This window comes from Lysobacter silvisoli (genome assembly GCF_003382365.1).
Classification (GTDB): domain Bacteria; phylum Pseudomonadota; class Gammaproteobacteria; order Xanthomonadales; family Xanthomonadaceae; genus Lysobacter; species Lysobacter silvisoli.
Window position 1 is genome coordinate 1,953,419 of the sequence record NZ_QTSU01000001.1, and the last position, 18,148, is coordinate 1,971,566.

Annotated in this window: 21 protein-coding genes; 3 read left to right on the forward strand and 18 right to left on the reverse strand. The window is 68.7% G+C overall.

Annotated elements, in window-relative coordinates; genetic code table 11:
• Window position 1: 1 nt before the first annotated feature.
• The 14 genes from DX914_RS08605 to rlmE all read right to left on the reverse strand — a co-directional run bounded on the left by DX914_RS08605 (window position 2) and on the right by rlmE (window position 13,386).
• Window positions 2–235, reverse strand: coding sequence for a hypothetical protein (locus DX914_RS08605; protein ID WP_115858573.1), 234 nt, complete (start codon window positions 233–235; stop codon window positions 2–4).
• A gap of 65 nt (window positions 236–300) precedes the next feature.
• Window positions 301–672, reverse strand: a complete 372-nt coding sequence (locus tag DX914_RS08610; RefSeq protein ID WP_115858574.1) for a hypothetical protein — start codon at window positions 670–672, stop codon at window positions 301–303.
• 19 nt (window positions 673–691) lie between these two features.
• Window positions 692–1,579 carry a restriction endonuclease gene (locus DX914_RS08615; protein ID WP_115858575.1) on the reverse strand — a complete coding sequence of 296 codons (888 nt, stop codon included), beginning with the start codon at window positions 1,577–1,579 and terminating at the stop codon, window positions 692–694.
• Window positions 1,580–1,690: 111 nt separating this feature from the next.
• The gene (locus DX914_RS08620; RefSeq protein ID WP_115858576.1) at window positions 1,691–2,983 is read right to left on the reverse strand and encodes an adenylosuccinate synthase; all 1,293 of its coding nucleotides are present in this window, start codon (window positions 2,981–2,983) and stop codon (window positions 1,691–1,693) included.
• Window positions 2,984–3,241: 258 nt separating this feature from the next.
• Window positions 3,242–3,430 (reverse strand): DUF2065 domain-containing protein, encoded by a 189-nt coding sequence (locus DX914_RS08625; protein ID WP_115858577.1) that lies wholly within the window; start codon window positions 3,428–3,430, stop codon window positions 3,242–3,244.
• A gap of 2 nt (window positions 3,431–3,432) precedes the next feature.
• The gene (gene hflC / locus DX914_RS08630) at window positions 3,433–4,296 is read right to left on the reverse strand and encodes a protease modulator HflC (protein ID WP_115858578.1); all 864 of its coding nucleotides are present in this window, start codon (window positions 4,294–4,296) and stop codon (window positions 3,433–3,435) included.
• On the reverse strand, window positions 4,293–5,411 hold the full coding sequence (gene hflK, locus DX914_RS08635; RefSeq protein ID WP_115858579.1) for an FtsH protease activity modulator HflK: 1,119 nt from the start codon (window positions 5,409–5,411) through the stop codon (window positions 4,293–4,295). Before hflK ends, hflC begins: the two co-directional genes overlap by 4 nt.
• Window positions 5,412–5,502: 91 nt before the next feature.
• Window positions 5,503–6,810, reverse strand: a complete 1,308-nt coding sequence (gene hflX, locus DX914_RS08640) for a ribosome rescue GTPase HflX (RefSeq protein ID WP_115858580.1) — start codon at window positions 6,808–6,810, stop codon at window positions 5,503–5,505.
• A gap of 91 nt (window positions 6,811–6,901) precedes the next feature.
• On the reverse strand, window positions 6,902–7,174 hold the full coding sequence (gene hfq / locus DX914_RS08645) for an RNA chaperone Hfq (protein WP_115858581.1): 273 nt from the start codon (window positions 7,172–7,174) through the stop codon (window positions 6,902–6,904).
• A 144-nt stretch (window positions 7,175–7,318) separates the two neighbouring features.
• On the reverse strand, window positions 7,319–8,299 hold the full coding sequence (miaA, locus tag DX914_RS08650; RefSeq protein ID WP_115859196.1) for a tRNA (adenosine(37)-N6)-dimethylallyltransferase MiaA: 981 nt from the start codon (window positions 8,297–8,299) through the stop codon (window positions 7,319–7,321).
• Window positions 8,300–9,288: 989 nt separating this feature from the next.
• A complete protein-coding gene (gene folP / locus DX914_RS08655; RefSeq protein WP_115858582.1) occupies window positions 9,289–10,188 on the reverse strand; it encodes a dihydropteroate synthase in 900 nt (299 codons plus the stop codon).
• 67 nt (window positions 10,189–10,255) lie between these two features.
• A complete protein-coding gene (locus tag DX914_RS08660; protein ID WP_115858583.1) occupies window positions 10,256–10,675 on the reverse strand; it encodes a Cif family virulence factor in 420 nt (139 codons plus the stop codon).
• Window positions 10,676–10,765: 90 nt separating this feature from the next.
• On the reverse strand, window positions 10,766–12,661 hold the full coding sequence (ftsH, locus tag DX914_RS08665; protein WP_115858584.1) for an ATP-dependent zinc metalloprotease FtsH: 1,896 nt from the start codon (window positions 12,659–12,661) through the stop codon (window positions 10,766–10,768).
• Between the two features lie 92 nt (window positions 12,662–12,753).
• Window positions 12,754–13,386, reverse strand: coding sequence for a 23S rRNA (uridine(2552)-2'-O)-methyltransferase RlmE (rlmE, locus tag DX914_RS08670; RefSeq protein ID WP_115858585.1), 633 nt, complete (start codon window positions 13,384–13,386; stop codon window positions 12,754–12,756).
• Between the two features lie 83 nt (window positions 13,387–13,469).
• Here rlmE and yhbY point away from each other — a divergent pair, with 83 nt between their 5' ends.
• From yhbY to DX914_RS08685, 3 genes are all read left to right on the forward strand, one after another.
• Window positions 13,470–13,775: a ribosome assembly RNA-binding protein YhbY gene (gene yhbY / locus DX914_RS08675; RefSeq protein WP_115858586.1), complete on the forward strand. Its 306-nt coding sequence runs from the start codon at window positions 13,470–13,472 to the stop codon at window positions 13,773–13,775.
• A 137-nt stretch (window positions 13,776–13,912) separates the two neighbouring features.
• The gene (locus tag DX914_RS08680; RefSeq protein ID WP_115858587.1) at window positions 13,913–14,287 is read left to right on the forward strand and encodes an Mth938-like domain-containing protein; all 375 of its coding nucleotides are present in this window, start codon (window positions 13,913–13,915) and stop codon (window positions 14,285–14,287) included.
• 121 nt (window positions 14,288–14,408) lie between these two features.
• On the forward strand, window positions 14,409–14,945 hold the full coding sequence (locus DX914_RS08685; RefSeq protein WP_115858588.1) for a hypothetical protein: 537 nt from the start codon (window positions 14,409–14,411) through the stop codon (window positions 14,943–14,945).
• 18 nt (window positions 14,946–14,963) lie between these two features.
• Here the strand turns inward: DX914_RS08685 and DX914_RS08690 are convergent, their stop codons facing one another.
• The 4 genes from DX914_RS08690 to surE are packed head-to-tail and all read right to left on the reverse strand — an operon-like array spanning window position 14,964 to window position 17,887.
• Complete coding sequence (locus DX914_RS08690; protein ID WP_425480658.1) at window positions 14,964–15,791, reverse strand: peptidoglycan DD-metalloendopeptidase family protein; 828 nt, start codon at window positions 15,789–15,791, stop codon at window positions 14,964–14,966.
• Window positions 15,788–16,405 carry a YqaA family protein gene (locus DX914_RS08695; RefSeq protein WP_115858589.1) on the reverse strand — a complete coding sequence of 206 codons (618 nt, stop codon included), beginning with the start codon at window positions 16,403–16,405 and terminating at the stop codon, window positions 15,788–15,790. The genes DX914_RS08690 and DX914_RS08695 overlap by 4 nt, the downstream gene beginning before the upstream one ends.
• 25 nt (window positions 16,406–16,430) lie before the next feature.
• Window positions 16,431–17,111: a protein-L-isoaspartate(D-aspartate) O-methyltransferase gene (locus DX914_RS08700; RefSeq protein ID WP_115858590.1), complete on the reverse strand. Its 681-nt coding sequence runs from the start codon at window positions 17,109–17,111 to the stop codon at window positions 16,431–16,433.
• Window positions 17,108–17,887, reverse strand: a complete 780-nt coding sequence (gene surE, locus DX914_RS08705) for a 5'/3'-nucleotidase SurE (RefSeq protein WP_115858591.1) — start codon at window positions 17,885–17,887, stop codon at window positions 17,108–17,110. Before surE ends, DX914_RS08700 begins: the two co-directional genes overlap by 4 nt.
• Window positions 17,888–18,148: the final 261 nt, after the last annotated feature.

Sequence of the window (18,148 nt, forward strand, 5' to 3'; positions counted from 1 at the left end):
ATTAGCGCTCCTGCCCGCCGCCACCTGAAGCATGGCCTATAGAGCGCATATCTAGGACCGGTTTATCCAAGGCCTCCAGCATCAACTCAAGCTGCTCTCTTAATTCCTGGATGTTCTCACCGTAGACATAAGTCGGGGAGACGTGGGTCGCCACTGGGACGCCAATCGAGTCGTAGTAAACATCGTAGATGACGAGTTCGTCGTCGCTTCGGACAACGCGAAAATTAAAAGCCATATCGGCACCTCATTACCGACGAATCCCACCAGATGCGAGCAATCACCGTCGCCCCACATTGAAAGCTAAGCGGCCGCATACCGGACCAACGCGAACGCCAGCGCAAACACATAGCCATAAGAAAACTTATCCAACCGCACCAGATCGCCGCCGCGGCGTGATCGCCATGAGCCGATGACGCTCAAGACCAGGCCGACAGCGACCGGAGTGATCGCCAGGTTGGCCATTTGCGCCATGGGATGCGAAATCAGCTGCTGTGGGAAGAGCATCAGCGAAAGCCAGCCCAGCCCGCCACCGAGCAAGACATAGATCACCACCGAGACCACGGGCGGCACGGCCGGGCGATCCCGCTTGAAGCCGTGCAAGCCCAGTTCGACCAGCACCTCCAACACCAACTGGATGACGAACTCCAGCAGCAGTTCTAGCAGGATCGACAAAACCGCTCTCCTTGCTGCCTCAATCCTCTGCGGCCAGGAACCACACCGGCTTCAGCGGCAAGCGCCGACGCGCGGCGTCCTCGAGCTTCGAATAATGTTCGATCCACAGCTCCACCAGCTTGGTGGTGTCCAGCAGGGTGACGCGGCGATGCGATTGGCGCGCTTCCAGTTCGGCATCCCGAGTGAAGCCCGACATGGCCACGAACAGGCCTACATCGCCCTCACCCAGCACCGCCATGAAGCTGCGCAAGCCGACCACGTCGATGCGCGGCGAATGGGCGTTGCGCTTGACCTGCACCTTGATGCGCGGCGGGCGGGTGCCCAAGGGATCGTTGTAGGCGATCACGTCCACGCCGCCGTCTTTTCCGGTCGGTGCGATCCACGCGACGTGGTAGCCCATCGCACGCAGCAACTCGCCGACCAACTCCTGGAACTCGTAGGGCGGCATGCCGGCCAGGAACTGCTCGATCTCCTTCCAAGCCACCTCCTCGGCCTCTTCCAGGGTGATGACCGCCGAGGTCTCCGCCGCTTCTTCGGCCGGTGTGTCCTCCGCAGCGGCAGGCTGTGCCTTGCGCCAGGTCCAATACAGGCGCTCGGCCTGGCGGTAGAACTTTTCCGGATCTGTAATCTGGGCGAACGCTGCCGCGCCCTCGTCGCTGACCGTCCACACGCCCTTGTGCTTGACCAGCCAACCGGCCTTGACGCAGGACACGGTGGCGAATCGCACGATGCGCTCGAAACGCCGTCCGCCGGACTCGTAGTCGCCGGCCTCGTAGGCGGTGAGCTGCACCGACTTCTCCAGAGCGGCCAATGCGTCGGCCGCGCGCATGCCGTCGCGCTGTCCCTGCAGGATTTCGAACAATTTGCGTATCAGCAGGCCGGTCCTGGCCTTGGTGACGTCCGCCATGGGTCCCCTCCCCTCCGTCTGCCTGCACTTTACGGGGCAAACCGGCGATCGCTCAACCAAAGAAAAAGCCCCGCACTGCGGGGCCTTTTCCTCCTACCGATCCGCCGGCGCTTACGCCCAAAGATCGTGCAGCACCATGGTGTGGTCGCGGTCCGGACCGGTGGAGACGATGGCCAGCGGGCAGCCGGCCAGTTCTTCCAGCGCGCGCAGGTAGGCGCGGGCGGCCGGGGGCAGCTTGTCCCACTCGGTGATGCCGTGGGTGTTCTCGTCCCAGCCCGGGAACTCCAGGTAGACGGGGGTGCACTCGTCCCAGCCGGCGGCGTCCAGCGGCGCGTACTCGGTGCGCTTGCCGCGGTATTCGTAGGCGATGCAGATCTTCAAGGTCTTCATGCCGTCGAGCACGTCGAGCTTGGTGATGCACAGGCCGGTGATGCCATTGATCGCCACGGCGCGCTTGAGCGCGACGATGTCGATCCAGCCGCAGCGGCGCGGGCGGCCGGTGGTGGCGCCGTACTCCTGGCCGCGGTCGCGGATGCCCTGGCCGACTTCGTCGTCCAGTTCGGTCGGGAACGGGCCGCCGCCGACGCGGGTGGCGTAGGCCTTGGCGATGCCCAGCACGTAATCGATCGAGTCCGCGCCCACGCCGGTACCGGCCAGCGCGCCGCCGACGGTGGTGTTGGACGAGGTCACGTAGGGGTAAGTGCCGTGGTCGATGTCCAGCAGCGAACCCTGCGCGCCTTCGAACAGCACGCGCTGGCCCTGCTTGCGCAGGTCGTGGAGGATGCCGGCCACGTCGGACTTCATCGGCTGCACGTACTCGCCGAAGGCCAGGGCTTCGTCCAGGGTCTGCTGGAAGTCGACCGCGTCCACGCCCAGGTACTTGGTCAACACGAAGTTGTGGTAGTCCAGCGCGGTGCGCAGCTTTTCGGCCAGCTGTTCGGGGTAATGCAGGTCGGCCACGCGGATGCCGCGGCGCGCGACCTTGTCTTCGTAGGCCGGGCCGATGCCGCGACCGGTGGTGCCGATGGCCTTGCCGCCGGCGGCCTTTTCGCGTGCCTGATCCAGGGCGATGTGGTACGGCATGATCAGCGGCGTGGCCGGGCTGATCTTCAGGCGCGAGCGCACTTCCACGCCGGTGGCTTCCAGTTCGTCGATTTCCTTGCGCAGCGCGGCCGGGCTCAGGACCACGCCGTTGCCGATCAGGCACAGCGCGCCTTCGCGCAGGATGCCCGAGGGGATCAGGTGCAGCACGGTCTTCTTGCCGCCGATGACCAGGGTGTGGCCGGCGTTGTGACCGCCCTGGAAGCGCACGACCGCGCCGATCCGCTCGGTCAGCAGGTCGACGATCTTGCCCTTGCCTTCATCGCCCCACTGGGCACCGAGAACGACGACTGACTGACCCATTACACGCACTCCGAATTGGTTAGGCTCGACCCGGCCGGCCCGGCATCGCGGAAGGCCCCGGCAAGGCGCGGCGGCCGAAAACGACAAAAGCCGGCGGGAATCCCCGTCCGGCTTTTGTGCATTATCCGGGTTTCGGGTGGCCAGGGCCACCCCGGGCGGGCCAGCGGACAGATTCGGCTCAGCCTGGGGCCGCCGGGGCCCTGACCAGACGGGTTTCAGGCCCCTGTCGCGGCGGGGCCAGCCAAGGTTGGGGCGGCCTCAGCCGCGTACCAGCCACAAAGCCGCCACGCCGATGGCGGCGGCGATCGCGCCAACCAGGCGCAGCTGGCGGTCGGGCATGGCCTGCAACTGCTCGGCGGCGCGCTTCCAGCCGCGCGGCGCCACCAGCAGGAACAGCCCTTCCAGCACTGCGACCAGGCACAGCGCCGAGACCAGCTCGGCGCTCATGCTCAGCGGTCGGACTTGAGGTACTGCAGGAACGGGTCGTTGCGATCGAGCACGATCACGCTGTCGCCGTCCTTGAACGACTGCCGGTAGGCCTCCAGGCTGCGCTGGAAGGCGTAGAAGGCCGGATCCTTGTTGGCGGCGGCGGCGTAGGCACGGGTGGCCTCGGCGTCGCCTTCGCCGCGCAGGCGCTGGGCGTCGCGCTCGGCCTCGGCCACGATCACGGTGCGGTCGCGGTCGGCCTTGGCCTTGATCGTTTGCGACTGCTCGGTGCCCTCGGCGCGCAGCTGGCTGGCCACCTGCTGGCGCTGCGAGCGCATCTGCGCGTATACCGAGGCCAGCACGTTGCTGTCCTGCGGCAGGTCGATGCGCTTGATCCGGATATCGACGATGCGCACGCCCAGGGTCGCGGCGCCGCGGTTGATGCCTTCCAGCTGCTTGCCGATCACGCTGGCGCGGTCGCCGGAGACCACCTGCAACAGCGTGCGCGAGTTGATCTCGTTACGCAGCGAGTTCTTGATGATCGGCGACAGGCGCTCGGACGCGGTCTTCTCGTCGCCGCCGGTGGCCTGGTAGAAGCGACGCAGGTCTTCGATCTGGCCGATGGCGAAGAAGTCGACGCTGACGTCGAGCTTGTCGGCGGTGAGGTAGCGTTCGGGGTCGGTCTGCAGCACCTGCAGGCGGCGGTCGAACACGGCCGCGTTCTCGATCAGCGGCCACTTGAAGTGCAGGCCGGGACCCACGTCCTGGCGGACGATGGTGCCGAAGCGGAACACGATCGCGCCGTCGCCTTCCTTGACCACGAACATAGAGCCCAGCAGCGCCAGCAGCGCGGCCACGGCCAGGGCGATCCAGACGGGATATCTCATCGGGTGGGCTCCTCGCCGCGCGGGCTGCGGGCCGGACGCGGCAGGCCGGAGCTGGCGCTCTCGGACGGGGTAGCCACGGTGGACGGCAGCAATTCGGGGGTCAGCAGCGGCGCCTGCGACGCGCTACCGGCGCCGCGCCGCTCGGGCAGCGGCACGTACAGCAGCTGGCGCGAATCGCCGCCGACGATCTTGCGGTTCTCGCTCATCACCTGCTGCACGGTTTCCAGCCACAGGCGCTTGCGGGTCACGTCCGGCGCGTTCTTGTACTGGTCCACCAGCAGCGAGAAGCGCGCCGCGTCGCCTTCGGCGCGGGCGATCTGCGCGGTCTTGTAGCCCTCGGCCTCGGCGCGCACCTGCGCGGCCTGGCCGCGCGCTTCGGGCACGACCTTCTTGGCGTAGGCCTCGGCCTGATTGATCAGGGTGGTCTTGTCGGCGCTGGCGCGCTGGGCCTCGTCGAAGGCGTCCTTAACCTCGTCCGGCGGGCGCGCGTTGGGCAGCGCCAGCTCGGTCACCACCAGGCCGGTGTGGTAAGCGCCCAGCGACTGCTGCAGGCGCGTGCGCACGGTGGTGGTCAGGGCGCTGCGCGAATACAGCACGCTGTCCAGGTCGGAACGGCCGATCACCTCGCGCACCGCGCTCTGCGCGGCCTGCTGCAGCACCGCGGCCGCGTCGCGCGAGCCGTACAGGTATTGCTGCGGATCGCCGATGCGGTACTGCACGTTGATCTCGACGTTGACGATGTTGCCGTCGCGGGTCAGCACCGGCACGTTGTCGCTGTAGGCGTTGCTCTGGGTGGCGTTGACCTTGGTCACCCGCTCGATCGGCCACGGCGCCTTGAAATGCGGGCCCGGCTGCAGGATGCGCGCGAACTGGCCGAAGCGCAGGACCACGCCGCGCTCCTGCTCGGTCACCAGCACGAAGCAGTTGAACACCAGCCACAGGCCCAGGACCAGCGCGACCCAGCGCAGGATGCCGCCGCCACCGCCGCCGAACACGCCGCGCAGGGTGTCGAGCACGGCATCCAGGCCGCGGCCGTCGGGTTTGCGTTGCCGCGGCGGCCGACCGTTGGGGTCGGAGCCGCCGGAATTGTCGCTACCAGGGGTATTCCAGGCCATGCCTGCTCCAAAGGGGAATCTGCACCCGCGTTCAGCTTGCGGGTCGGTTGATTCTAGGTGGGGGCCCCGGCGGCCTCAAGCAAGGTGGCCGTCAAACTAAATCGTCCGGCTCAAGCACCGCTTCCAGCAAAGGCCGCAGGGATTCGCCATGGGGCTGGGCGAACAGGCGCTGGGCGTCGGCGATGGCCAGGTCCACCTCCAGCTCCCAGCCGTGCTCGTCGGCGCGCTCGGCGCGCACCGCGCCCAGCTCATGCAGGCGCGCGCGCAGGCGGGCGTCGCGCGGGGCCACCCGCAGCGTCCCGGCCACGTGGCGCAGCTCCAGCGACTCGGCCAGGGCCGAGCGCAGCAGGTCCAGGCCGCGACCCTCGCGCGCCGACAGCCAGACCCGGGTGCGGCCCTCGCCCGGACGGTCGATGCGCGGTTGCGCGCCGTCCAGGCGGTCGATCTTGTTGAACACCAGCAGCTGCGGCAGATCGCCGGCGCCGATCTCCTTGAGCACGGCGTCGACCTGGGCGATGCGCTCGTCGCGCAGCGGGTCGGCCGCGTCGATCACGTGCAGCAGCAGGTCGGCCTCGCGCGATTCGGACAGGGTCGAGCGGAACGCGGCGACCAGTTCGTGCGGCAGGTCGCGGACGAAACCGACGGTGTCGGCCAGCACCACCGCGCCGCCGGACAGCTCGATCCGGCGCACGGTCGGGTCCAGGGTCGCGAACAGCTGGTCGGCGGCGTAGGCCTCGGCGCCGGTGAGCGCGTTGAACAAGGTGGACTTGCCGGCGTTGGTGTAGCCCACCAGGGCCACGCGCGGCAGTTCGCTGCGCACGCGCGCGCGGCGCATCTGGGTGCGCTGCACCTCGACCTTGTCCAGGCGGCGCTGCAGCTGTTCGACCCGCTTCTGCAGCAGGCGGCGGTCGGTTTCCAGCTGGGTTTCGCCGGGGCCGCGCAGGCCGATCGAACCGCCGCGCTGGCGCTCCAGGTGGGTCCAGCCGCGGACCAGGCGCGTGGCCATGTGCTTGAGCTGGGCCAGCTCGACCTGCAGCTTGCCCTCGGCGCTCTGCGCGCGCTGGGAAAAGATGTCCAGGATCAGGCCGGTGCGGTCGACCACGCGCCGTTCCAATGCGCGTTCCAGGTTGCGCTCCTGGCCCGGGCTCAGCGGATGGTTGATCAGGATCAGGTCGGCGCCGGTGGCGTCGGCGGCGGCCTTGACCTCGGCCAGCTTGCCGCTGCCGATCAGCATGGCCGCGTTGGGACGGTCGATGCGCGCGGTCAGCACCGCGGCCACGGTGGCGCCGGCCGATTTGGCCAGGTCGGCGAATTCTTCCAGCACGCCCTCGTCCGGCGGACCGCCGGCGTGGGGCTGGATCAACAGGGCGTGCTCGCCCTTACGGGAACGTTCGAACATCGAGACAGCGTAGACGCAAAGCGGCCGAAGCGAGAAACGGCGCGGGGCGCTAGTTTCTCACTTCCGCCGCATTACTTCCCGGCCAGCGGCCTTATTCGTTCTCGTCGGCGCCTTCGCCGCCCTCGGCGGACTGCACGTAGCCGCCGCCCGGGCCGACGCGCACGTTGCGCGCGGGCACCACGGTGGAGATGGCGTGCTTGTAGACCATCTGGCTCACGGTGTTGCGCAGCAGGACCACGAATTGGTCGAAGGATTCGATCGTGCCCTGCAGCTTGATGCCGTTGACCAGATAGACCGATACCGGCACGCGTTCGCGGCGCAGAGCGTTCAGGAAAGGATCCTGCAAGGATTGCCCCTTGGACATCAGTAGTTCCCCAGCTTTCTAGTTATAAGGATTGGTGCCGTAGCGGACCCCGCGGAGTCCGCGGGCCGCATCGCCGGTAGCTGTCCCCACAGCGGCGACCGGCCGATGGTAACGCAACTGGCCCTTGGCGCTAGGGCCCGGGGCTCAGCCGTGGCGGCGGTCGTGACCGGTGCCGCGGATGAACAGCGCCAGGGCCGCCTCCAGCTCCGGCCGCTGCCGCAGCGGGTCCAGCCAGCGCGCGTCGATTTCGCCGCGCAGCCAGGTCAGTTGGCGCTTGGCCAGCTGGCGGGTGGCATAGATGCCGCGGTCGCGGAACTGGGCCGCGTCGCCCTGCCCGTCCAGGTATTCCCAGGCCTGGCGGTAGCCCACCGCGCGCACCGCCGGCAACTCCAACGGGCGCGGATGCGCCTGCAATTCGGGCAAGCCGCGCAAAGTCCGGACCTCGTCCAGGAAGCCCGCGGCCAGCATCGCGTCGAAACGCTGGGCGATGCGCTGGTGCAGTTCGGCGCGCCCGGCCGGCGCCAGCACCAGCTTCAGCACCCGGTACGGCAGCCGCGGCGCGCCGGCGGCCTCGCGCCGCCAGTCGCTGATGCTGCGGCCGGACAATCGATAGACCTCGAGCGCGCGCTGGATGCGCTGGGCGTCGCTGGCGTGGATGCGCGCGGCCGCTTCCGGGTCCACCGCGCTCAGTTGCGCGTGCAGCGCGGCCCAGCCCAGTTGCGCGGCTTCGGCCTCCAGCTGTGCGCGCACGGCCGGGTCGGCCTCGGGCATCGGCGCCAGGCCGTGCAGCAAGGCGTGGAAGTACAGGCCGGTGCCGCCGGCCAGGATCGGCAGGCGTCCGCGCGCGGCGATGCCGTCCAGGGCGCGGCGCGCGTCCAGCGCGAACTCGGCCGCCGAATACGGCTGCCAGGGCTGGCGCAGGTCGATCAGATGGTGCGGGACCTGCGCCTGTTCCTGCGCGCTGGGCTTGGCCGCGCCGATGTCCAGGCCGCGGTACACGAGGGCCGAGTCGACGCTGACGATCTCGCCGCCCAGGCGCTGCGCCCAATCCAGCGCGAGCGCGGTCTTGCCCGAGGCGGTCGGGCCCATCAGGGCGATCGCGAGCGGGCGCGGGTCGGCGGACATGCGGCGGGCGGCGTGGGCGGGCTCGCAGCCTGGCACAGGCGCGCGCGCGGCGGAAGCGCGGCCCGCGGCGGCGGTGTCCACAGCGCCTGTGGGCAAGCGCCGGGGCAAGCCTGTTGATAAGGCGCTACCGCGCAGGCGGAGCAAGGGCCGCACGCGACTCGGCGATTTTTTCGCCAATGCCGCCGCGCTATCCACAAGGCCTGTGGACAAGCCTGCGGACAGTATCGGGACCGTGGTGCTGCAGCCCTTGCGGTACAAGCATTGCAAGAGGGCTGGCGATATTTTGACCACCCCTGAATGGGCGCGAGCCTGCCGCAACCGCCTTCGACAAGCTTGAGCGTTCATGCTGCAACGCAATACAGCGCGACACGCAGCTATCCACACCGCCTGTGGACAAGCCTGCGGACAGTGTGCGGATGAGCGGGCCGCAGCCCTTGCGGCATAAGGCTTGCAAGAGGCTTGGCGAAAAATTGACCAACGAAAAAACTTGACCTTCGCTCGGCTTTCGGCATCGCCGGGACGCGCTCGCGGACGCGCGGAATCGCGCTCACGTCAAGCTTGTTTTTGTTCGCGCGATGCGCTTGCGAGATTGACGCGTGCGTCTATCCACATCGCCTGTGGACAAGCCTGCGGACAGGCGCGTGGGTAGTCTTATGCAAGCCCCGCGGCGCAAGGCGCGCAAGGAGTTTGGCGAAAACTTCGCCAGCTGCGTTCGCATTGGTGAGCGCTTACGGGGTTTCGCGCAAAAAGCGGCGGTGAGCGGCTTGAAGCCGGGCGCGACGACGACGATCGCGACCCGATCGCGATCCGATTGCCCTCATGCCTCCACCCGTCATTCCGGCGAAAGCCGGAACCCATTTTGATCTTCGCTCGCGCGCTGCGCGGTCCCACTCAGCGCCAACCGCAAAAGCAAAATGGGTTCCGGCTTTCGCCGGAATGACGGATAGGAGGTCGGATCGGATGAAGCGATGCTGGTGCCGTGCACAGGCCTATTCGTCGTCGGGCCACTTCGGCATGGACGGCGCTGCGGCGCGGCGCGGCTGCGCTTGCGCGGCTACCGCCTCCCATACCTTCAGCGCGTCCACGGTCGCGGCCACGTCGTGCACGCGCAGCAGGCGCGCGCCGCGCTGCGCGGCGATCAAATGCGCGGCCACCGAACCGTACACGCGCTCGCGCGCGTCCTCGCGACCGGTGAGCTCGCCGATGCTGCGCTTGCGCGACAGGCCGGCCAGCACCGGCACGCCGAGTTCGGCATAGCGTCCCAGCTGCGCGAGCAGGATGAGGTTGTGCTCCAGGGTCTTGCCGAAGCCGAAGCCGGGATCGACCACGATGCGCTGCTTGGCGATGCCGGCCATCTCGGCGGCGAAGATGCGCTCGGCCAGGAAGCGGTGCACCTGCGCGACCACGTCGTCGTACTGCGGCGCGGCCTGCATGCTGCGCGGTTCTCCCTGCATATGCATCAGCACCACCGGCACGCCCAGTTCGGACGCGGCTTCCAGCGCGCCCTCCTGGCGCAGCGCGTAGACGTCGTTGATCAGGCCCGCGCCGGCCGCGACCGCGGCGCGCATGACCTCGGGCTTGGACGTGTCCACGCTGATCGGCAGCGCCGTTTCGCGCGCCAGCCGTTCGATCACCGGCAGCACCCGGCGCAGCTCCTCTTCCAGCGGCACCGCGTCCGCGCCCGGGCGGGTGGATTCGCCGCCGATGTCGAGCGCGTCGGCGCCCTCCTGGGCGAGCCTGAGGCCGTGCGCCACCGCGGCGTCCAGCGTGTCGTGCTGACCGCCGTCGGAAAAGGAATCCGGCGTGACGTTGACGATGCCGAGCACGCGCGGGCGGTCCAGCTTCAGCGGGCGCCCGTTGCAGTCGAGGACGGGGCTGGTGTCGAACATGGGGCGGGCCTGCGCGGGACGGGGCTCGTAGGCTACCGCAGCGGCCGCCGGCGCGCGCCCGACGGGGTCAGGGGATCAGCCCGCCCTCGCGCATGGTCTGGCGCTCGTCTTCGTGGGAAATGTAGAACACCACCTTGGGCCCGCTGCCGGGGTCGAACAGCACGTAGCTGATAGTGAACTCGAACGGGCGCGGCGTGCCCGCCGGCCGCTCGAACAGCATCCGCCAGTGCACCTTGGCCAGCGTGTAGCGCTCGTCCAACGCGGTCGATTCGATCGCCAGGATGCGCGCGGAGCGGAAGCCGATGTCGCGGAAGAACGCCTGCCGCTGCGGGATCGCGGCACGGAAGGCGGCATCGTTGTTCAGGCAGGCCGCGCCGTTGGGGTCGGCGCCCATGAATTGTTCGCTGAACTGGGAGACGACCAGGTCCGGGTCGAAATTGTTGGCGCCCTGCTCGTAGCGGGCGAAGAACTCCTCGATCTTGCGCATGCGGCACCTCCGGCGGTTCACAGCGGCCGCCGGCGGAAACGAAAAAGGCGGCCGTAGCCGCCTTCTTCTATAGCAATCGCCGCGTCAAGCTCAGGTCTGCGCCGCGGGACCGCCGATCGCGCCTGGACGGCCCTTGTCGTCCTTGCTGGTCCGGCCGGACTTGACCCAATCCGCCGGCGGACCCGGCACGCGCCCTTCCATGATCTCGTCGATCTGGCCTGCGTCGATGGTCTCGTACTGCAGCAGGGCCTGGGCCATCACTTCCAGCTTGTCCCGGTTGGCCTTGAGGATCTCGGTGGTGCGCGCGTAGGCGCTGTCGAGAATGCTGCGCACCACCTCGTCGATCTTGCGCGCGGTCTCGTCGGACACGTTCTTGTGCTGGGTCACCGAGCGGCCGAGGAAGACTTCGTCCTCTTCTTCGCCGTAGGTGATCGGACCCAGCTCGGACAGGCCCCACTTGGTGACCATGTTGCGGGCCATCTTGGTCGCACGCTCGATGTCGTTGGACGCGCCGGTGGTGACCATGTCCGCGCCGAAGATCAGCTCCTCGGCGACGCGGCCGCCGTACAGCGAGCACAGACGGCTTTCGATGTTGATCTTGTTGTAACTGTAGCGATCGCCCTCGGGCAGGTACATGGTCACGCCCAGCGCGCGGCCGCGCGGGATGATGGTGACCTTGTAGACCGGGTCGTGGTCGGGCACCAGGCGGCCGACGATCGCATGGCCGGCTTCGTGGTAAGCGGTGTTGCGCTTTTCCTCTTCGCTCATCGCCATGGAACGGTTTTCGGTGCCCATCATGATCTTGTCGCGGGCCTTGTCGAAGTGCTCCATGCGCACTTCCTTGCCGTTCTCGCGCGCGGCGAACAGCGCCGCCTCGTTGCACAGGTTGGCCAGATCGGCGCCGGAGAAACCCGGAGTACCGCGGGCGATGGTCATGGGCACCACGTCGTCGGCCAGCGGCAGCTTGCGCATGTGCACGCGCAGGATCTGCTCGCGGCCCTTCACGTCGGGCAGGCCCACCACCACCTGGCGGTCGAAACGGCCCGGGCGCAGCAGCGCCGGATCGAGCACGTCGGGGCGGTTGGTCGCGGCGATCACGATCACGCCTTCGCCGCCTTCGAAACCGTCCATCTCGACCAGCAGCTGGTTCAGGGTCTGCTCGCGCTCGTCGTGGCCGCCGCCCAGGCCGGCGCCGCGATGGCGGCCGACCGCGTCGATTTCGTCGATGAAGATGATGCAGGGCGCGTGCTTCTTGGCCTGCTCGAACATGTCGCGCACGCGGCTGGCGCCGACGCCGACGAACATCTCGACGAAGTCGGAACCGGAGATCGAGAAGAACGGGACCTTGGCCTCGCCGGCGATGGCGCGCGCCAGCAGGGTCTTACCGGTACCCGGCGGGCCCACCATCAGCACGCCGCGCGGGATCTTGCCGCCCAGCTTCTGGAACTTGGACGGGTCGCGCAGGAACTCGACCAGCTCGCCCACCTCTTCCTTGGCCTCGTCGCAGCCGGCCACGTCGGCCAGGGTCACCTTGACCTGGTCCTCGCCCTGCAGCTTGGCGCGCGAACGGCCGAAGCTCATCGCGCCCTTGCTGCCGCCCTGCTGCATCTGGCGCATGAAGTAGACCCAGATGCCGATGAACAGCAGCCAGGGCAGCACGTTGATCAGGATCATGAACAGCGACGGACCGCTCTGCGGCGGCGCCTGCTCGATCGCGACCTTATGGTTGATCAGATCGTTGACCAGATCCTTGTCGGCCGGCGCGTAGGTGACGAACTTGCTGCCGTCCTTGCGCTCGCCGTTGATCGTGGTGCGATCCTCGGAAATGTTGACCTGCTTGATGCGGTCGCCCTGCACCTGCTGCACGAACTGGTCGTACGCCAGCGCTTCGCTGCCGACCGCGGGCGGGCCGAACGCCTTGAACACCATCATCAAGACGACGGCGACGATCACCCAGAGCAACAGATTCTTGGCCAAGTCGTTCATTCAATTCCTGCCTGCTGCCCGTGGGGGGCACGTTTGCCGCTGGCGCCCAGTGCGCCCTGACGCGGAATACCGGAGAACCCGGTCTCCGCACCTTACTTAATTTGCGCCCGCTTGCCCTGTGCCAACGCATAGACTTCCGTCGAACGCTTGCGCGAGGCCGCGGGTTTGCGGATCGAGACCTTGGCGTAACGGCGGCGCAGCTCGCGCACGTACTCGTCGAAACCCACGCCCTGGAACAGCTTGATCAGGAACGTGCCGTCGACGCGCAAATGGCGGTCGGCGAAATCCATCGCCAGTTCCGACAGGTGCATCGCCCGCGGCAGGTCCACCGCATCCACACCGCTCATATTGGGGGCCATGTCGGACAGCACAAGGTCCACCGTTTGTCCGCCCAGGCTCGCTTCCAGCCTGGATAGGACCGCATCGTCCCTGAAATCGCCATGAAGGAACTCCACCCCGGCCAGGCTGGGCATCTCCAGGATGTCCAGGGCGATGACCCGGCCCTTATCGCCCAGGGCCTGGCGGACCCACTGCGACCAGCCGCCCGGGGCCGCGCCCAGGTCCACCACGACCATGCCCGGCTTGAGCAGACGGTCGCGCTCGACCAGTTCCTCCAGCTTGTAGGCCGCGCGCGAGCGCATCCCTTCGGCCTTGGCCTTCTTCACGAAGGGGTCCGAAAAGTGCTCTTTGAGCCAGCGGTGGCTGCTCTTGCTGCGGGCGGGCATGACGGTAAGGGGGGCGTACGGCGGGGAGGCGAGGGGCGGCCATGATACCCTGACGCCCCCTCAGAACCCGACCGCGTGCCCGAATGTCCACCCTGCTGACCTCCGCCCAGACCCGTTTCCTGCGGGGGCAGGCGCACGACCTGAAGGCGATGCTGCAGGTCGGCGGCAAGGGCGTGACCGACGCGCTGGTGGCCGAGATCGACCTGGCCCTGGAGCACCACGAGCTGATCAAGGTCAAGGTGGCCGCCGAGGACCGCGAGGCCCGCGACGCCATGATCTCCGACCTCGCCGACCGCACCGGCGCCGCCCTGGTCCAGCGCATCGGCCACACCGCCGTGCTGTACCGGCAGAGCAAGGACAAGCGCCAGATCGTGCTGCCGCGCAACTGAGCCGGGGATCTGGCGGCGGCGATAGCCCGCCCCGTCCCGTCACCCATCCCCGCGAACGCGGGGATCCAGGGCTCCATCGAGGCATGACGCTGAAGGTTTTGGATCCCCGCCTGCGCGGGGACGACGAGCAAAGGCCAATGCAACTGACGCTGGAAAACCCCGATCACGCCTATTTCCTGCGCGGCGCCGACGGCCAGGCTGCCTTGGTCAACGACCGCCGCCTGGAAGCCAGTTTCGTGCTCTCGCCCGACACCCTGGTCGAAGGCTGGGGCGTGCGCGACGTGCGCAGCCTGAGCCTGGACGACCTGGCGCCGCTGCTGGCGCTGGAGCCGGAGCTGATCGTGCTGGGCTGCGGCGGCCAGCAGGCCTTCCCGCCCGCCGCCACCCTGGCCGCCTGCCTGGCCCGCGGCGTGGGCCTGGAATCGATGACCAACGCCGCCGCCGCCCGCACCTTCAACGTACTGGCCGGCGAAGGCCGGCGCGTGGTCGCCGGATTCGTGCTGCCGGGGTGAGTTCGCGGCCTGGGCCGTCGGCAGCAGCGATCGCGGCCGTGATCGCCGCCTGAAGTTCGGTGTGCCACCATGCGGCCACAGGCGCGCCGCCTCGCCGCTGATCGGAGCCTAGCCCCACGCCATGAGCGCGAACCGCATCGACGACGATGCCGGGCATACGACGCTGGATGCGCGCGAGCGCAGCTATCTGCGCACCCGGCTCTCATCGACGCCGCCGATCCTGCAGCTGGCCGACGGTTTGATCGCAGTGGCCGTGTGTATCGGCATGGTGGTCGCCTCGCCCGAGCTGCATGGGTTCTGGTCCATCTTCGGCTTCGGCGTGATGGCCTTGATCATGCTGTTGTTCGCGCTGCACCTGCACGGCGAGCAGACCGCGCTGCGCGCGGATCTGGAACAGGGCGTCAAACGCTGGCGTGAGGGACGGATACACGACCGGACCCAGACCGAGGACAGCGAGAGCGGCGCGGTCGGCTACCGCGTCTACGTCGCCATCGACGGCGATCCGGACACGCTGATGGACTTCCCGATTCCCCAAGACTGCTACGAGGCCATCGCCCAAGGCGATCGCGTTCGCATCGCGTATGCGCCGAAAAGCGGGCTGTTGCTCGATCTCATCGACGGCAGCTACGAGTTCGCGGCGGTGTCGAGTCGAGCCTGACGCGCTGGGGCCAGCGCGTTACTTCTTAGGCAAATACAGCAGCGGATCCACCGGCTTGCCGTTGTAGCGCACCTCGAAGTGCAGCATTTCCCGAGCCGCGCCGCTGCGGCCCATTTCGGCGATCTGCTGGCCGCCCTTCACCAGTTGGCCTTCGTTGACCAGGCGGCTGCGGTTGTGGCCGTAGGCCGAGAGCCAGGCGTCGTTGTGCTTGATGATGATCAGTTCGCCGTAGCCGACCAGGCCGGAGCCGGAGTACACCACCACGCCGTCCGCGGCCGCGCGCACGGGCGCGCCGCTGCTGCCGGCGATGTCGATACCCTGCTTGGTCGGGTCGCCCGAGGAATAGCGGCTGAGCAGGCCGCCATCGGCGGGCCAGCGCCAGTTGATCCCGCTGCTGACCGGCGCGGCCGGCGGCGGCGTGGGGCGCGGCGGGGCGACCACCGGCGGGCGCGGCACGGTCGGCGTGGTGCCGGTCGACGGCCGGGTGGGCGTGCCCGCCACCGGCGGCGCGGACGGGCGCGGCGCGCTGCCGCGACCGCTGCCGGGGTAGAGCTTCAAGCGCTGCCCGGGATAGATGGTGTAAGGCGGGGCGATGCCGTTCCACGCGGCCAGGTCGCGCGCGTCGATGCCGTTGCGGAAGGCGATGCCGTAGAGCGTGTCGCCGCGCTGCACCGCGGCGGTGGCACCATACTTGGGCGTGGACACGCGCACCGGAGCCGGGCGGCTGCCGCCACGCGCGGGCTCGCGGATCACGGTGCTGGAACAGGCCGCCAGCGACAGCGCGGCCGCGACGGCGATGCAGGCGAAAGTGCGGGTCCTTGCGGTCTTGGTCATGCGCGCGCTCATGCTCCCGATTTGGCGTGCCACCACAGCCAGCCCAATCCCACCACCACGATCGCGGTGGCGATCCAGCCCACCGGCTCGATGTAGCGGCGCAATGCCGCCTCGGCGCGCGGGCCGCCGATGCGGATCGCAAGCGCCAGCAGGTAGACCCGCTTGCCGCGGCCGATCAGCATGCTCAGCACGTATTGCAGCATGGGCACGCCGACGATGCCCGACGCCCAGGTGAACACCTTCATCGGAATCGGCATGAAGCCGCCCAGCACCAGGAAGGTGAACACCGCCCACGGCGATTCGGCCATCTTGGCCTGGACCGTGGCGATGCCCGATTCGATCGCCGGCAGCATGCCCATGGCCGCGAACACCGGCTTCAGGGCCTCGAACGCGTAATGGCCCAGCGCGTAGCCGACCAGGGCGCCGAGCATGGAGCCGGCCAGGCTCAGGGTGGCGAACCAGAACCCGCGCTTGGGCTGGGCCACGCACATCGGCGCCAGCATCACCTCGGGCATCACCGGGAAGATGATGGCCTCGACGAAGCTGAGCACGGTCAAATAGGTGGGCGCGCGCGGGTGCGCGGCCCAGGTCATGGTGCGCTCGTAGAGCGGGCCGAAAATCTTCACAACGGGTTCCCTGCGCGCGCGGCGTTCAATCGATCATGCCCGACAGCAGCGGCACGAACACCACCGGCGCCAGCGTGGTTTGGCTGACGTTGCCTTCGGCGTCCTTGCGCAGCTTCAGCAGCGACTGCGACGAAGCGCCGCCGACCGGCGCGATCAGGGTGCCGCCCGGGGCCAGCTGCGCGGTCAGCGCATCGACCAGAGCCGGCGCGGCAGCGGTGACGATGATGGCGTCGAAGGGGCCGTTCTCGGGCCAGCCGATGCGGCCGTCGTCGTGCTTGCTGCGCACGTTCAAACCGAGTTGGCGGAAGCGCTTGCGCGCCACCCGCAGCAGCTCGCCGATGCGCTCGACGGTATGCACTTCCAGGCCCAGCGCGGCCAATATCGCGGCCTGGTAGCCCGAGCCGGTGCCGATCTCCAATACCTTGGCCGGCACGCCGTCGGCGAGCAGGGCCTCGGTCATCTTGGCCACCACCCAAGGCTGGGAGATGGTCTGGCCGTGGCCGATCGGCAGCGCGGTGTCCTCGTAGGCGCGCGTGGCCAGTGCCTCGTCCACGAACAAATGGCGCGGTACGGTGCGGATGGCGTTGAGCACGCGCTCGTCGCCGATACCGTTGTCGCGCAGGCGCTCGACCAGGCGGTCGCGCACGCGCTGCGAAGTCAGGCCGGTACCGATGGCGTCGGGTTGCAGGCGCATGCGTACGCTCATGCCCCGCGCTCCAGCGCGTCGGCCAGTCCGCCGACCCAGCTGGCGACCTGTTCCAGCGCCTGGTAACGGGTCAGGTCGACGTGGATCGGGGTGATCGAAATGCAGCCGCGGCGCAGCGCATGGAAGTCGGTGCCGGGTCCGGCGTCCTGCTCGGGGCCGGCCGCGCCGATCCACCACCACTGGCGGCCGCGCGGGTCGCGCTGCGGTATGCAGGCTTCGGCGCGGTGGCGGTTGCCCAGGCGGGTCACCTCGAAGCCGGAGATCTCACTCCAGGGCAGGTCGGGCACGTTGACGTTGAGGATGGTGTCGGCCGGCAGCGGGTCGGTGCGCAGCCGGGCGATGATTTCAACCGCGGCGCGGGCCGCGGTTTCGTAATGCTTGCCGTCGTGGTCCACGGTCTGCAGCGACATCGCCACCGCCGGCAGGCCCAGGAAGCGGCCTTCCATCGCCGCGGCCACGGTGCCGGAATAGATCACGTCGTCGCCGAGGTTGGCGGTGTTGTTGATGCCGGACACCACCAGGTCGGGCTCGACCTCGAGCATGCCGGTGATGGCCACGTGCACGCAGTCGGTGGGGGTGCCGTAGACGCGCCAGGTCTGCGCGTCGACCTGGGTCACGCGCACCGGCGCGTCCAGGGTCAGCGAATTGCTCGCGCCGGAACGGTCGCGGTCGGGAGCCACCACCAGCACTTCGTGCCCGGCCTCGCGCAGGGTCTGCGCCAGGACGCGGATGCCGGGGGCATCGACGCCATCGTCGTTACTCACGAGAACTCGCATGGACTCCCTTGCGTGACCGCACTGCCTAGAGGAACGGCGCGGCCCGCCACGGCCCCGGCCGGCCGGCGTTCCCTGCGGAGCGGCGGCGATGCGGATGGGGGTGCGCGCGAGCCGGCGCGCAGGACCATGATAGCCGATGGGCGTTACCCGCTCGCGCGGGCCGGCGCGGCGTGCGCGGATAAGGCGCGATCGGGCGGATTGCGGCCAGGATCGGAAAGATGGGCCTGCGTCGCGCTTTTTGGGGTAGGAGCGGCGTAAGCC